The sequence below is a fragment of the Bradyrhizobium ottawaense genome (assembly GCF_002278135.3).
In the GTDB taxonomy this organism is placed as follows: domain Bacteria; phylum Pseudomonadota; class Alphaproteobacteria; order Rhizobiales; family Xanthobacteraceae; genus Bradyrhizobium; species Bradyrhizobium ottawaense.
On record NZ_CP029425.2, the window covers coordinates 3265527 to 3280337 of the forward strand.

Consider the following 14811-nt stretch of genomic DNA (forward strand, 5'->3'; position numbering starts at 1 on the left):
GGCTTGTGTGACGGAAATCACATAGGAAGAATTAGCAATCGGCGACGCTAGCGAATAGTCTCAGGGAATTGCATCCGGGGGGACGCAAGTGATTCCGTTTCGGCTGTTTGTCTTGTTGATATTCGCGATTGGCCTTGCCTGCGGACCGGCGCATGCCGACCGGCGGGTCGCGCTCGTGATCGGCAATTCCGCTTACAAGAGCGCGCCCAAGCTCAGCAATCCCGTGAACGATGCCACGCTGGTCGGCGGCATGTTCAAGAAGGCGGGCTTTGATTCCGTCGACGTCAGGCTGGATCTCAGTGCCAGCGAGATGCGGCGCATGCTGCGCGAGTTTGCCGGCAGGTCGCGCGATGCGGACATGGCGGTGATCTATTACGCCGGCCACGGCATCGAGCTCGATGGAGCCAACTATCTCATTCCGACCGACGCGACACTGGAGACGGATGGCGACGTTCTCGACGAGACCATTCCGGTCGAACGCGCGCTGTTCGCGGTCGAGCCGGCCAAGCAGCTGCGCCTGATCATCCTGGATGCCTGCCGCGACAACCCCTTCGCCAAGTCGATGAAACGCACGCTGGCTTCACGTGCCGTCGGGCGCGGCCTGGCCAAGGTCGAGCCGACCAGCCCGAACACCATGATCGCCTTCGCGGCCAAGGCAGGATCGACGGCGTCCGATGGCGATGCGCGAAACAGTCCGTTCGCCGCTGCGCTGGTCGAGCATCTGCCGAAGCCGGGCCTTGATCTGCGCAAGGCCTTCGGCTTCGTGCGCGACGACGTGCTCAAGACTACCGGCTACAAGCAGGAGCCCTATGTCTATGGCTCGCTCGGCGGCGACGACGTGCCCCTCGTCGTGAGGCCCGCCGCGACCGGTCCGCAGGCCAACCCGCAGGATGCCATTCGCAGGGATTACGAGCTCGCGCTTCAGCTTGCGACGCGCGACGGCTGGGAAGCGTTCCTGGCGGCGTATCCGGACGGTTTCTACGCCAACCTGGCCAAGGGCCAGTTGAACAAGATCGGCGCCGAAGAGACGCGCGCGTCGGCCGAGCAAAAGGCCAAGGCGGCCGAGCAGGAAAAGACGAGGCTGATCGCCGAGCGCGCCCAGAAGGCCGAGCAGGAGAAGGCAGCAGCAGCTGCCAAGGCGGCGGAAGAGGCGCGGATCGCCGCAGAGAAGCAAAAGCAGATCGAGCAGGCGAAAGCGGAAGCGGCCGAGCACCAGCGCAAGGTAGCTGAGGCGGCGGCTGCGAAGGCGCTTGCCGAGAAGCAGGCCGTGGAGAAGGCCAAGGCCGAGCTTGCCGCAAAGCAGGCGGCGGAGAGGGCTGAGCAGGCCGCCAAGCCGACGGCCGATCGGCAGATGCCCGAAGTCGAGAACCAGAAAGTCGCTGCGCTCTCGCCCGCGCCGGCATCCACGTTATCGGCGGCTGATTTGACAAAATCCGTGCAGAGCGAATTGCGCCGCGTCGGCTGCCTGTCCTCCGTCGCAGACGGCGACTGGAGCGCGACGTCGCAGCGCTCGCTGGCGCTGTTCAACAAATATGCCGGCACCCAGTTCGACGTGAAGCTCGCCAGCGTGGATGCGCTCGACGCGCTGAAGGCGAAGCCGGGGCGGGTCTGCCCGCTTGTTTGCAATTTCGGCTTCAAGGCCGACGGCGACCAATGCGTCAAGATCACCTGCCGCGCCGGTTATCGCGTCGGCGACGACAACGAGTGCGAGAAGGTCCAGGAGAAGAAGCCGGTCGCGACGCGCGAGGAGTCGCGGAGGCGGGATACGGATCGAAAGCAAAGGGAGGCCGCGCCGGCCGCGCCGCAAGCCTCGGGACAGATGATCTGCAATGCCGCCGGATGCAGGCCGATCGCCAAGGGATGCCGGCTCGGGACCGCTAATCATCCTTCCAATCCCGCGGCTAAGATACCGGCTGAAATATGCAACTGATGATGAAGCACATCTTTCGGGCTTGCTCCATCGCGCTGACGGCCCTTGCTTTTTTTGCTCTTGCAGGCTGTCTCGCCTGCAGCCCGGCGCTCGCCGACAAGCGCGTCGCGCTCGTCATCGGCAATTCCGCCTACAAGAGCGTGCCGAAGCTTGCCAACCCCGCGAGCGACGCCGGCTTGATCGGCGGCATGTTGAGGAAGGCCGGCTTCGATACGGTCGACGTCAGGCAGGACTTGAACGCGTCTGAAATGCGCAAGGCGCTGCGCGAATTCGGCGGGCGGACCCGGGATGCCGATGTCGCGGTCATCTACTATGCGGGCCACGGCATGGAGGTGGACGGCACCAACTATCTGATCCCGACCGATGCCGCGCTCGAGACCGACACCGACGTCTACGACGAGGCGTTGCCGATCGATCGCGTGCTGGTGAGCATCGAGCCTGCCAAGCAGCTTCGGCTCGTCATCCTCGATGCCTGCCGAGACAATCCCTTTGCGAAGACGATGAAGCGCACGGTGGCCTCGCGCGCGATCGGCCGCGGCCTCGCCAAGGTCGAGCCAACAACTCCGAACACGATGATTGCGTTTGCGGCCAAGGCCGGTTCGACGGCGTCCGATGGAGACTCCCGGAACAGCCCGTTCGCCACGGCTCTCTCGGACCACCTGCCAAAACCCGGCCTGGATCTGCGCAAAGCGTTCGGCTTCGTGCGCGATGACGTGCTGAAGAGCACGGCCAACAAGCAAGAGCCATTCGTGTATGGCTCGCTCGGCGGCGACGACGTGCCGCTCGTTCCTGCCAAGCCCGTTGCGACCGGCCCGCAAGCCAATCCGCAGTCTGAGCTCAGGCGAGACTATGAACTTGCGCTCCAACTCGGCACCCGTGACGGCTGGGAAGCGTTCCTGGCGCAATATCCTGACGGATTCTATGCGAATCTCGCCAAAGGCCAGTTGAACAAGATCGGCGCCGAAGAGACGCGCGCTGCGGCCGAGCAGAAGGCCAAGGCGGCCGAGCAGGAAAAGGCGAGGCTCGTTGCCGAACGCGCCCAGAAGGCCGAGCAGGACAAGGCGGCCGCTGCGGCCAAGCTTGCCGAAGATGCCCGCATTGCCGCAGAGAAGCAGAAGCAGATCGAGCAGGCGAGGGCCGAGGCGGCCGAGCAGCAGCGCAAGGTCGCCGAGGCGGCCGCAGCGAAGGCATTGGCCGAGAGGCAGGCGGCGGAGAAAGCCAAGGCCGAGCTTGCCGCGAAGCAGGCGGCAGAGAAGGCGGAGCAGGCCGCGGCCAGGCCCGCCGCCGATCGGCAGCTGCCGGAGGTCGAAAATCAGAAGGTTGCCGCGCTTTCGCCGGGGCCGACTTCAACGTTGTCTGCAGCTGATCTCGCCAAATCCGTGCAAAGCGAACTGCGTCGCGTCGGCTGCCTGACCTCGTCTACGGAGAGCGAGTGGACGGCGGCCGCGCAACGTTCGCTGACTTTGTTCAACAAATATGCCGGCACGCAGTTCGACGTGAAGCTCGCCAGCGTCGACGCGCTCGACGCACTGAAAGCAAAGCCGGGACGCGTCTGTCCGCTGGTGTGCAATTTCGGCTTCAAGGCCGATGGCGATCAATGCGTGAAGATCACTTGCCGCGCCGGCTATCGTCTTGGCGACGACAATGAGTGCGAGAAAGTATCCGAGAAGAAGCCGGTTGCCACGCGTGAGGATACGAGGAAGCGCGACCAAAGCCGAAAGGAAGCGGAAACCGCTGCCCCAAAATCGGAAGCCTCAGGACAGATAATCTGCAGGAGTGGTGTATGTAGGCCGGTCGCGAAAGGATGTCGCATCGTGCGAGATCCTACCCCGGGTGGCGCGGGCATGGGTCAAGCGGAAGTGTGCAACTAGCCTTCGAATGGTCACATGAAATGCATCAAGGCTGACAGGTAATGTGCCTGAATATTGTTCGATCTTTCTGCGCTTTGATCGTTACCGCTCTCGTAACTTGCGCGCCGGCGCAGGCCGAGAAGCGCGTCGCGCTCGTGATCGGCAATTCCGACTACAAGAACACGCTGCGGCTCACCAATCCCGTGAACGATGCCGCCCTGATCGGTGACATGTTCAGGAAAGCCGGCTTCGATGCAGTCGACGTCAAGACAGACCTCAATGCCTCCGAGATGCGGCGGACGCTGCGTGACTTTGCCGGGCGGGTTCGCGACGCCGACATGGCGGTGATCTACTACGCCGGCCATGGAATCGAGCTCGACGGCAACAACTATCTCATCCCGACCGACGCGATGCTGGAGACCGATGGCGACGTCCTCGACGAGACGGTTGCGCTCGATCGTGCGCTGTTCGCGGTCGAGCCGGCCAAGCGGCTGCGCCTCGTCATCCTCGACGCCTGCCGCGACAATCCCTTTTCCAAGACCATGAAGCGCATGGTGGCCTCGCGCGCGATCGGGCGCGGTCTTGCCAAGGTCGAGCCGACCAGCCCGAACACGATGATCGCGTTCGCGGCCAAGGCGGGATCGACGGCGTCCGACGGCGACTCCCGCAATAGCCCCTTCGCCACGGCGCTGGTCGAGCACCTGCCGAAGCCCGGGCTTGATCTACGCAAGGCGTTCGGCTTCGTGCGCGACGATGTCCTGAAGAACACCGGCAGCAGGCAGGAGCCCTATGTCTACGGCTCGCTCGGCGGCGACGACGTACCGCTGGTGCCGGCGAAGCCGGTCGCCGTTGCGGGACCGCAGGCCAATCCACAGGACAGCGTGCGCAGGGACTATGAGCTTGCGCTTCAGGCCGGCCTGCGTGAGGCCTGGGAAGCCTTCCTGCAGACCTATCCGGACGGCTTCTATGCCAATCTCGCCCGCGTGCAGCTGAAGAAGATTGCGGCCGAGGAGGAGCGCACGGCGGCGACCGAGAAGGCCCGGCAGGCCGAGCAGGAGAAAGTGAAGCTCGCCGCTGAACGGGCCCACAAGGCGGAGCTGGAAAAGGCCGCCGCTGCCGCCAAAGCCGCCGAGGACGCGCGGATCGCTGCGGAGAGGCAAAAGCAGATCGAGCAGGCTAAGGCTGAAGCGGCCGAACGCGAGCGCAAGGTAGCCGAAGCCGCGGCTGCGAGGGCGCTCGCGGAAAAGCAGGTCATGGAGAAGGCGGCGGCCGACGCCGCCGCGAAGCAGGTTGCGGACAAGCAGGCCAGTAATGCCGAGAGCAAGAAGGTTGCAGCGCTTTCGCCGCCGCCGAGCTCAGCTCCGGCGCAAGATCTGCCGAGGTCCGTGCAAGTCGAGCTGCGGCGCGTCGGCTGCATGAAGGCCGAGCCGTACAGCGAGTGGAGCGAGACGGCGCAACGCTCGCTGACGCTGTTCAACAAATACGCCGGCACCAAATTCGATGCGAAGATTGCGAACGCCGATGTGCTGGACGCCCTCAAGGGAAAGTCGGGGCGGGTGTGTCCCCTGGTTTGCGATCACGGTTTCAGGGCGGATGGAGACCAATGCAGCAAGATCGTGTGCCGTGCTGGTCACCGTATCAGCGACGACAACGAATGCGAAAAGATCCCGGAGAAGAAGCCCGTCGCGACGCGCGATGAACCCGCAAGGCGTGACTCGGACCGGAAAAAGAGTGAGTCATCGCCGGCTGCTTCACAAGCGAATTCGTCCGGCCAGATCGTATGCACGAATGCCGGCTGCCGGCCCCTTCGTCCCGGCTGCAAGCTGGGACGATCGCCGAGCGTTGCCATTAACGGTGGCGGCTTGACCGAGGTCTGCAATTGAAGCGGCCCCCGCTGATGCGAGGGATTACCTCGCCGGCATCCGCGTCTCGACCAGACGCGCCCAGAACGAGGCGCCGTGGCCGAGGATGTTGTCGTTGAAGACATAGGACGGGTGGTGGCACTCGTTGCCGTCGCCCATGCCGACCAGCACCATCGCGCCGGGACGCGCTTCCAGCATGAAGGAGAAATCCTCTGCGCCCATCATCGGGATGAACTTGTCGTTGACGCGATCGGTGCCGACGATGTCGCGGGCCACGTCCGCGGCAAGGCCGGCCTCGCGCGCATGGTTCATCGTCACCGGATACATCCGCGTGTATTTCGTCTCGGCCGAGCCGCCATAGGCGCGCGCGACGCTCTCGGCGACTTCGCCGATGCGGCGCTCGACGAGATCGCGCACCTCGGGATCGAGCGTGCGCACGGTACCGCCTAGCTCGGCGACCTCCGGAATGATGTTGAAGGCGGTGCCGGAGTGGAATTGCGTGATCGAGATGACCGCCGACTTCAACGGATCGACGTTGCGCGCCACGATCGATTGCAGCGCGTTGACGATCTGCGAGCCGATCAGCACGCTGTCGACGGATTTGTGCGGACCCGCGCCGGCGTGGCCGCCCTTGCCGTGGACCGTGATCTGGATGTTGTCGGAGGAGGCGAGCATCGCACCGGGGGTCGTGGCGAAGTGACCTTCCGGCAGGCCCGGCATGTTGTGCATGCCGTAGACCTCCTGGATGTTCCAGCGCGTCATCAACCCGTCCTCGACCATGGCCTTGCCGCCGCCGCCGCCTTCCTCGGCGGGCTGGAAGATCATGATCGCCGTGCCGTCGAAATTGCGCGTCTCGGCGAGATATTTGGCGGCACCCAGCAGCATCGCGGTGTGGCCGTCATGGCCGCAGGCGTGCATCTTGCCGGGGACCTTCGACGCATAAGGCACGCCCGAGGTCTCCATGATCGGCAGCGCGTCCATGTCGGCGCGGAGCCCAATGGTCTTGCCGGAGGCGGATTTGCGGCCGCGGATCACCCCGACGACGCCGGTGCGGCCGATACCCGTCACCACCTCGTCACAGCCGAATTCGCGCAACTTCTCGGCGACGATGCCGGCGGTGCGGTGGACCTCGTAGAGCAATTCGGGGTTCTCGTGGAAGTCATGGCGCCAGGCGGCCATTTCGTCGGAGAGGGCGGCAACGCGGTTGACGATGGGCATGAAAGGGTCCGTTTCTTCTGTGTTCGCAGGGGCGATGGGCTGGAAGCGTACTCCGCGGCATCGCGGTCCGCAAATGGTCGCCGGGCTTTCGTCGCCCCGCTCCGTGGCTATAAGGTGAGGCAGCGGTACGGTAGGGACGAGGGCAGGCCATGAAGTTCGGACGCGACATTCTTGTGCTGGCGGCCTGCTTCTCGCTCATGGCGCGCCCGGCCTTCGCCTGCGATGTCGGCCCGGCCACTGCCGTGATTGGATCGATCAGTCAGAAGATCCAGGCGGGGCAGATCAAGCGGATCGATCTTCAGAAGATCTCCGATCGGCTGCTCGCCAGCATCCCGATCTCGCCGGAGCATTTTTCGAGCTACGGGAGCGAACGCAAGACGCAGGTTCTGACCGCGACCGACGCGACCGAACTGGCGGCAGCCGTCAAGACGCTGGCGCCTGTACAATTGTCTTACCAGCCCGATTTGCGCTGGCAGCTCGTCTTCCTCGATGACGCTGGCAACAAGCTGCACACGATCTTCTTCAGCAAGCGCTACGTGCAAGGGCGCGGCCGCGCGGGCTATGTCGACGGCAATATGTGCGGCTTCATCACCGCCACCATCGGCAGCCCCGCGCTCGTGAAATGGCTGCAGAAGCGACTATAGACCGCAATTGCACGAGCCCCGGCAGCCACGAGCGTGGCTCCTGGGCGACGCAAGCGGTGCTCAGCTTTCGCCGAACACGCGCTTGAAGATCGTGTCGACGTGCTTGAGGTGATAGCCGAGGTCGAACTGCTCCTCGATCTCGGGGTCGGTCAGATATTTCTTCACCTCGGCGTCCTTCTTCAGCAGAACAAGGAAATCGCCTTCGCCGCGCCAGACCGGCATCGCGTTGCGCTGCACGAGCTTGTAGGCGTCCTCGCGGCTCGCGCCCTTCTGCGTGAGCGCCAGGAGCACGCGCTGCGAATGGACGAGGCCGCCGAGGCGGTCGAGGTTTTTCTGCATGTTGGCGGGATAGACCAGGAGTTTGTCGATCAGGCCGGCGAGGCGCACCAGCGCGAAGTCGAGCGTCACGGTGGCGTCAGGGCCCATCATGCGCTCGGCCGAGGAGTGCGAGATGTCGCGCTCGTGCCAGAGCACGACGTTCTCCAGGGCAGGCGTCACATAGGCGCGCACCATGCGGGAGAGGCCGGTGAGGTTCTCCGACAGCACCGGGTTGCGCTTGTGCGGCATCGCCGAGGAGCCCTTTTGTCCTTCCGAGAAGAACTCTTCGGCCTCCAGCACTTCGGTGCGCTGCATGTGGCGGATCTCGACCGCGATGCGCTCGACCGAAGAGGCGATCACGCCGAGCGTCGAGAAATACATCGCATGGCGGTCGCGCGGGATCACCTGGGTCGAGATCGGCTCGGGGACAAGGCCCATGGCTTTCGCAACGTGCTCTTCGACGCGCGGATCGATCTGCGCGAAGGTGCCGACGGCGCCTGATATGGCGCAAGTCGCGACTTCCTTCCGCGCCGCGATCAGGCGCTCCTTGGCGCGCGAGAATTCGGCATAGGCATAAGCGAGCTTGAGGCCGAAGGTCACGGGCTCGGCATGGATGCCGTGGCTGCGTCCGATGGTCGGCGTCATCTTGTGCTCGAAGGCGCGCTTCTTGAGTGCGGCCAGCACCTTGTCGAGGTCGGCGAGCAAGAGGTCGGCGGCGCGGGTGAGTTGGACGTTGAGGCAGGTGTCGAGCACGTCGGACGAGGTCATGCCCTGGTGGACGAAGCGCGCCTCGGGGCCGACGATCTCGGCGAGGTGAGTGAGGAAGGCGATGACGTCGTGCTTGGTCTCGCGCTCGATCTCGTCGATGCGGGCGACGTCGAAGGTGGCGTCCTTGGCCTTGGCCCAGACCGTTTTGGCGGCCTCTTTGGGGATGGTGCCGAGAGCGGCGAGGGCGTCCGCCGCATGCGCCTCGATCTCGAACCAGATCTTGAACCGGGTCTGCGGCTCCCAGATCGAGGCCATTTCCGGGCGGGTATAGCGGGGGATCATCTGACGGCTCCAGGAAGGTGGGCGGGCGGTCCCAAGGGGCGGCGCCGGCCAAAATGCTTTTTACGCCGTGATTTAACAGAGCAGGCAGGGCGAAACAAACGGTCTGGGTCCCGGGAGAGGGGGATCGCCGAGCTATCCACCGGACCGGATGGCCGGGGATGGCGACGCCAGCCGCAAATATTAACTGTCAATCACGGATCATTGACTGACAGATATTGAAATCTGTCAGCGGGACGTGTATATTCCTTCTCGGACGCTCCGATTGGGTGTCCCGCGGTCACCTCCAGGGGGGAGCCCGACATCCGAAATACCTCTCGGATCGAAGGTCGCCATCGAAGGGCGAGGGCCGTGGACGAATGGAGACATAAGAAAATGACGACCGAAATCATCAATCTCACCGGGGCGATTGGGCATTGGCTCAATTTGCTGGTGGCGCGCCAGATCGCGGCGCAGGCTGCAAAACTGCCTCATTAAGGCGAAAGCTTTCCGAAACGGCCGGCATGGGCGCTTCGGAAGCAGCTCTATCGCCGGATAACTGAGCCCAAACGGGAACATGGTGCTGGCATGAATGAAGCCGTTGTCTTGACGCCGGAGCGGATCCTCGAAGTGACCGAGGACGTCTTGCGGCGTTACGGACTTGCCAAGGCCACCGTGGTCGACGTTGCCCGTGCGCTCGATGTGAGCCACGGCAGCGTGTATCGCCATTTCCCGAGCAAGGCCTCGCTGCGCGAGGCCGTTGCCAAACGCTGGCTGGACCGCATCGACGCGCCGCTCCGCCAGATCGCTGCGGAGCAGGGCCCGGCGCCGGCGCGGCTCGACCGCTGGCTGCGGACGCTGTTCGCCGCCAAGCGTTCGCGTGTGCTCGACGACCCCGAGATGTTCGAGACCTATCTGACGCTGGCGCGCGAGGCCTGCGCGGCCGTCAAATGTCACAAGGACACCATGATCGACCAGATCTCGGCGATCCTGACTGACGGCGTGAAGCAGGGCGCATTCGCCATCGGCGACGTCAAGACCACTGCGCGCGCGATCTTCGATGCCACCGTCCGCTTCCACCATCCGGCGCATGCCGACGAGTGGAAGGATGCGGATCTCTCCGCGCGCGTCGATGCGACGCTCGCGCTGCTGCTGCGCGGCCTGAAGGCGGCCTAGACCCGGAGGCCTATCTCACCCTCTTGCCTTGTGAAGAAGCGCACTCTCCCGAACGGGGGGCGCGGCTGTCGCGTGCCTGCGCGGCTGAAACGCACCGCCGTTGGTCGCCGGTACGACTGGCGGGCTCTCCGGATATGCATTGACCGCGATTTCAACGGCATCCTTTGACCGCTTTCGAAGGCGGTAGAATGTCAGCTCCTGCTCGAGCATGGGGCAGCGGAAGTGGACGACGGCCGTATCGGGCAGGCGGCAAAGTTCATCGATGAGCTCGCCTACGGTGATGATCGGGGGATGGTCGACTGCCTTGTGATGAGCCTTACTCATGGCGATTCCTCCACTCTACTCCTAACCGGAGCCGGATGGCCTCCGTTCCATCGGGCCCGGCAGATTCGAAATCTTCAAGTGACGTGGGGAAAGCGGCAGCCCCGCTGCTAGATCTTCGTCAGCCCGCAGGTCGCGGCGAGCCGCACCAGCTGCGCGTCGGTGCGCGCGCCGGTCTTGGTCTTGATCAGATAGTGGTAGTTCTGCACTGTCTTCACACTGAGATTGAGGTGCGTCGCGATCTGCTCGGTGGTGGCGCCGCCGGCGAACTGGCGCAGGATCTCGATCTCCCGCTCGCCCAACTGATCCAGCGCTGAGCCCGCCGACAGACTGTCCTCGGCGAGGATATGCGCGATATCGTCGCTCATGGCCCGCTCGCCGCGCGCGACGGCGCGGATCGCGGTGACGACGGCGGACGGTTCGCTGCTCTTGGTGACGAAGCCGCTGGCCCCCGCGCTGAAGGCGGCTTTCACCAGCACGGCCTCGTTGTGCATGGTGAAGACGAGGATCCGCGCCCGCGGACTGCGCGCGCGGATGTTGCGGATCGCCTCCAGCCCGCTCGCGCCGGGCATCGAGATGTCGAGCAAGACGACATCGGGATCATGCGCCTTGAACGCACTGTAGGCGTCCGCGGCGTTGTCGGCCTCCGCCACGACATGCAGATCGCCTTGGCTTTCCAGCACGCGCCGATAGCCTTGGCGGACGATCGGGTGGTCGTCGACGAGCAGCACGGAGATGCCTGTTGCTGCAACCTCGCTCATTCCGCCCTCACGCGGCGAGCGGGATGGTGGCGGCGACACTGAGGCCGCCGCGGGCGGGCAGGATCGAGAGCGATCCGCCGGCCGCCGTGACGCGCTCGCGGATGCCGGTCAGGCCGAAGCCGGCAGATTGCGAGACGCGCTCCGCATCGCCGCCGCCGTCGTCCTCGACACGGATGAGCAGCGCGTCATCCTCGCCGGCCCGGCGTTCGATGCGCAAAGAGATCTCGCGCGCCGTACCGTGACGCAGCGCGTTGGTCAGGCATTCCTGTGCCACGCGATAGGCCGTGGTGGCGGCCGGACCGCTGATGTCAGTGAGGTCACCCCTGAGATCGAGCTGGATCGTCGGCCGCGCCGCGCTCTGTGAGCGCCAGCTGTCGACGAGATTGACGAGGCTTGCCTCGAGCCCGAGCTCCTCGGGCAGGGGATTGCGCAGACGCTTCAGCGCATCGCGGAGCGAGGCCATCAGATGATGGGTGGCCTGCGAGATCATGCGCGCGTCCTGCGCGATGCCATTATCCCGATTGTCCTTCGTGCTCGCCGTTTCGATCGTGTTGGCGAAGGCGAGAATGGCGGAAAGATTCTGCCCGAACTCGTCGTGCAGCTCGCGGGCGAGGGCGCGGCGCTCGTCGTCGCGGATCTCGATCAGGCGCCGCGTCAGCGCGGCGCGCTGCTCTGTGGCTTCCTCCAGCCGGCCGCCGAGCTCGTCGACGGCGCCGCCGATCATCGCCAGCTCCATGGAGCGGAAACGCGGGAGTTTGGTGCGATACTGCCCGCGCGCCATGCGCTGCAGGGCGGTCACGATCGTGCGCGCCGGTGCCAGCGCATGCGCGATCGCCAGCGAAGCCAGTAGCGCGATCGCCGCCGCCATCAACAGCGCGACGTCGATCACGTTGAGGATGTATTCCCAGGCGAGTGAGACGGCGGCCGCGGCATCCGGCGTCGCGACCACGGTGCCGGCGGTCGCGGCGCGGGGACTGACCGGCCGGACCACCTCGGCGTGGCTGCCGAGGAAGGTCGGCACGATCGCGGCGAACCAGCGCGGCGGGGTCTTGCCCAGCCCCTCGCTCTGGCCGCAGAGCGGCTTCTCGAATGCGGCAGCCGGCTGGAACTCGACGCAGACGCCGGGCGAGATCAGCTTCATGGTCTCCAGGGTGCGCCAGTCCGGAACGGGCAGGAGGTGCTCGCGCGCTCTGCTGCTGCGCAACAAAAGCTCGCGCCAATACAGCGCCTGAAGCGCCTGCGCGACCCGCTGCGCCGAGGCCGCAGTCGACCGGTCGACGCTGCGATAGGCGTCGAATGTGGCCCATATGGTTGCCGCGCCAAGGCACAGGGCTACGATAAGCAGCAGACGGGCGACAAGCTGAAGCACGAGGCGCATGCGATCACCCTCGACGTTTGATAAGCTCAGCCTAACAATGCCGCCGCGCCTTGCCAATTGCGGGGTGTGGCGGGATTGCAGCTCGGGCAAATTTCCCAAGCCGGATTGGGCATGGGTCTTTGGACCTGATACGACGGCTTTGATCTAATCGACCGGAAATCTTTGCAGGCCAATCGTTGCGGGCCGGGAGCAGTGCAGCATGAGTTCGATCACGATTGGACCGATCGCGGGAACCGCGACCGACCCATCCGAGCGCAGCGCGCTCCTGTTCTGGATGATCTTCACGGGGCTCTCGGTCTTCGCCGTCGTGCTGCTGTGGCGGTTCGGCCTGATCCATCTGATGCTGACCTCGGACCGGACCTACATTTCGAGCGTCATCGCGGTGCTCTATGTCCTGACCTGCGGCCACTGCTTCCTGCGCACGCGGGCGATCGCGCGTGAAGGCGCAGCGGCGCGGCGCTGCCGCGAGGCGCTCGCCGCGCCTGAGGGCGGCAAGGTGCTTGACGCGAGCGCGGCGGTGCTGCCGCGCGGGCTGGTGCGCGACCACATCCAGAGCCTGGTGACGAAAGCGGCCGCGCAGGACTACCGCCCGGTCGACCAGACGCTGCTGCTGCGGACGCTCGCGGACCGGCTGCGCGGCTCCAATGGATTCGGCGCCTTCGTCTCGGATACGCTGATGAAGCTCGGCCTGCTCGGCACCATCGTCGGCTTCATCATCATGCTGGCCCCGATCGCGGGGCTGGATGCCGCCGACAAGGTCGCGATGCGCTCCTCGATGGGGCTGATGAGCGACGGCATGGCGGTCGCGATGTACACGACGCTCGCCGGCCTCGTCGGCTCGATCCTGGTCCGTATCCAGTACTATATGCTGGATGCCGCGACCCAGCGGGTGTTCTCGGATGCGGTGGTGCTGACCGAGACCTATGTGACGCCGGTGCTGGAGCGCAAGGGGTCTGGAATCAAGGGTGTCGGAATCCCGTCATGATGGATGATTTCGGTCTCTATCCGCGCGAGGAGCCGTTCGATCCGCTGGGCGTGATGCTGTTCAAGGCGCTCCAGGTGATCGCGTTCCTGTTCTTTCTTGCGCTGCTCGCGGTCTCCCCTGATGCCAAGGAGGGCAAGATCGATTCCAAGGCCGAGTTCATGATCACGCTGGACTGGCCGGATAGCCACCCCGACGACCTCGACCTGTTCGTGCAGGATCCCGTCGGCAATATCGCCTGGTACCGCCATCGTGAGGCCGGCTTCCTGACCCTCGATCGCGACGACCGCGGCGGGGCCAACGACTTCATCATGGTCAACGGCAAGAAGATCGCCTCGCCGATCCGCGAGGAGATCGTCACGGTGCGCGGCATCGTCGCCGGCGAATACACCGTCAACGTCTCGCATTTCGTGGCGACGACCGGCGAACCCGTCACGGCCAATGTGAAGGTGCAGAAGCTCAATCCGACCGCGCAGGTGGTCTTCGACAACAAGTTCACGCTCGACCACACCGGCGACGAGAAGACCGCGGTGCGGTTCCGGCTCGATGCCGAGGGCAAGGTCGTCAATGTGGACCAGCGGCCGAAATCGCTGCTGGAGACGTTCCGCACCGGGTGGCGCAACGGCGCCGATCTCGACCCGAGGACCGGTGTGAGCAACAACGCTGCGAGGGTGCGCCGTGACTAGCCTGCAAACGGTCATCCTCACGCTGTCGCTCGCCTACGCCGTGATCGGCGCGCTGCTGCTGGTCGTGCTGGTCTACGCGCGGCTGCACTGGTCGCTGAAGGCGATCGCCGTGGTCGTGACCAGCGCCTTCTACGTCGTCAGCTTCACCGAAATGCGCGGGCTGCTCGGTTGGGCCAGTGCCGACCGGCTGCCGGCGACTTTCAAGCTGCTGAAGGCCCGCATCGTCGAGCCGCATTCGCTTCAGGGTGATCCCGGCTCGATCTATCTGTGGGTCGAGCAGCTCGACGAGGACAATCGCCCGAGCGGCATCCCGCGCGCCTTCCGCGTGCCCTACGACGACAGGCTCGCCGACAAGACCCATGCCGCGGAGAACGAAATCGCGTTGGGACATCCGCAAGGCGGCCGCGCCGCTGATTTCGGCGGCGGCGATGGCAGCCTCATCGACATGGTCCGCGAATATGTGACGCCCAAGACCATTTTGGAGACCACCGGCGGCGATTCCTCGACCGGCGAATTCATCGCCCCGCCGGCCGGCGCGCAAGGCGTGAGCTTCACCCCGCTGCCGCCGCCCCGGATGCCGCCAAAGGACGAGCAATAGGCTCATCATCATCACCGCAAGATCATCACCGCAAGGCTGCGCTGGTAATCGGCGCGGCGCT

12 protein-coding genes are annotated in these 14811 nt (G+C 65.0%); 8 read left to right on the forward strand and 4 right to left on the reverse strand.

The features are described from left to right. Window positions 1-88: 88 nt before the first annotated feature. Genes CIT37_RS15400 through CIT37_RS15410 form a run of 3 tightly spaced genes read left to right on the forward strand, consistent with a single transcriptional unit; the run spans window position 89 to window position 5663 of the window. Window positions 89-1930 carry a caspase family protein gene (locus CIT37_RS15400; RefSeq protein WP_028142872.1) on the forward strand — a complete coding sequence of 614 codons (1842 nt, stop codon included), beginning with the start codon at window positions 89-91 and terminating at the stop codon, window positions 1928-1930. Then, complete coding sequence (locus tag CIT37_RS15405; protein ID WP_095426143.1) at window positions 1930-3801, forward strand: caspase family protein; 1872 nt, start codon at window positions 1930-1932, stop codon at window positions 3799-3801. Before CIT37_RS15400 ends, CIT37_RS15405 begins: the two co-directional genes overlap by 1 nt. A 41-nt stretch (window positions 3802-3842) precedes the next feature. Next, window positions 3843-5663 (forward strand): caspase family protein, encoded by a 1821-nt coding sequence (locus CIT37_RS15410; protein WP_095426144.1) that lies wholly within the window; start codon window positions 3843-3845, stop codon window positions 5661-5663. A 24-nt stretch (window positions 5664-5687) separates the two neighbouring features. Here the strand turns inward: CIT37_RS15410 and CIT37_RS15415 are convergent, their stop codons facing one another. Further along, window positions 5688-6860 (reverse strand): M20 aminoacylase family protein, encoded by a 1173-nt coding sequence (locus tag CIT37_RS15415; protein ID WP_095426145.1) that lies wholly within the window; start codon window positions 6858-6860, stop codon window positions 5688-5690. Between the two features lie 149 nt (window positions 6861-7009). Here CIT37_RS15415 and CIT37_RS15420 point away from each other — a divergent pair, with 149 nt between their 5' ends. Beyond that, on the forward strand, window positions 7010-7504 hold the full coding sequence (locus CIT37_RS15420; protein WP_095426146.1) for a hypothetical protein: 495 nt from the start codon (window positions 7010-7012) through the stop codon (window positions 7502-7504). A 60-nt stretch (window positions 7505-7564) separates the two neighbouring features. On the opposite strand, the gene purB is transcribed toward CIT37_RS15420, so the two are convergent. After that, entirely contained in the window at window positions 7565-8872 is a 1308-nt protein-coding gene (gene purB / locus CIT37_RS15425; RefSeq protein WP_028142876.1) for an adenylosuccinate lyase, read from the reverse strand. Between the two features lie 564 nt (window positions 8873-9436). On the opposite strand from purB, the gene CIT37_RS15430 reads away from it, so the two are divergent. Further along, complete coding sequence (locus CIT37_RS15430; RefSeq protein ID WP_028142877.1) at window positions 9437-10024, forward strand: TetR/AcrR family transcriptional regulator; 588 nt, start codon at window positions 9437-9439, stop codon at window positions 10022-10024. 431 nt (window positions 10025-10455) lie between these two features. Here the strand turns inward: CIT37_RS15430 and CIT37_RS15435 are convergent, their stop codons facing one another. Then, window positions 10456-11106, reverse strand: coding sequence for a response regulator (locus CIT37_RS15435; RefSeq protein ID WP_028142878.1), 651 nt, complete (start codon window positions 11104-11106; stop codon window positions 10456-10458). A 7-nt stretch (window positions 11107-11113) separates the two neighbouring features. Continuing rightward, window positions 11114-12484: a sensor histidine kinase gene (locus CIT37_RS15440; protein ID WP_028142879.1), complete on the reverse strand. Its 1371-nt coding sequence runs from the start codon at window positions 12482-12484 to the stop codon at window positions 11114-11116. A 199-nt stretch (window positions 12485-12683) separates the two neighbouring features. On the opposite strand from CIT37_RS15440, the gene CIT37_RS15445 reads away from it, so the two are divergent. Genes CIT37_RS15445 through CIT37_RS15455 form a run of 3 tightly spaced genes read left to right on the forward strand, consistent with a single transcriptional unit; the run spans window position 12684 to window position 14750 of the window. Beyond that, on the forward strand, window positions 12684-13469 hold the full coding sequence (locus CIT37_RS15445) for a MotA/TolQ/ExbB proton channel family protein (RefSeq protein WP_028142880.1): 786 nt from the start codon (window positions 12684-12686) through the stop codon (window positions 13467-13469). Continuing rightward, entirely contained in the window at window positions 13466-14152 is a 687-nt protein-coding gene (locus CIT37_RS15450; RefSeq protein ID WP_028142881.1) for a DUF2135 domain-containing protein, read from the forward strand. The genes CIT37_RS15445 and CIT37_RS15450 overlap by 4 nt, the downstream gene beginning before the upstream one ends. After that, window positions 14145-14750, forward strand: coding sequence for a hypothetical protein (locus tag CIT37_RS15455; protein WP_028142882.1), 606 nt, complete (start codon window positions 14145-14147; stop codon window positions 14748-14750). Before CIT37_RS15450 ends, CIT37_RS15455 begins: the two co-directional genes overlap by 8 nt. The last annotated feature ends 61 nt before the right edge of the window (window positions 14751-14811 follow it).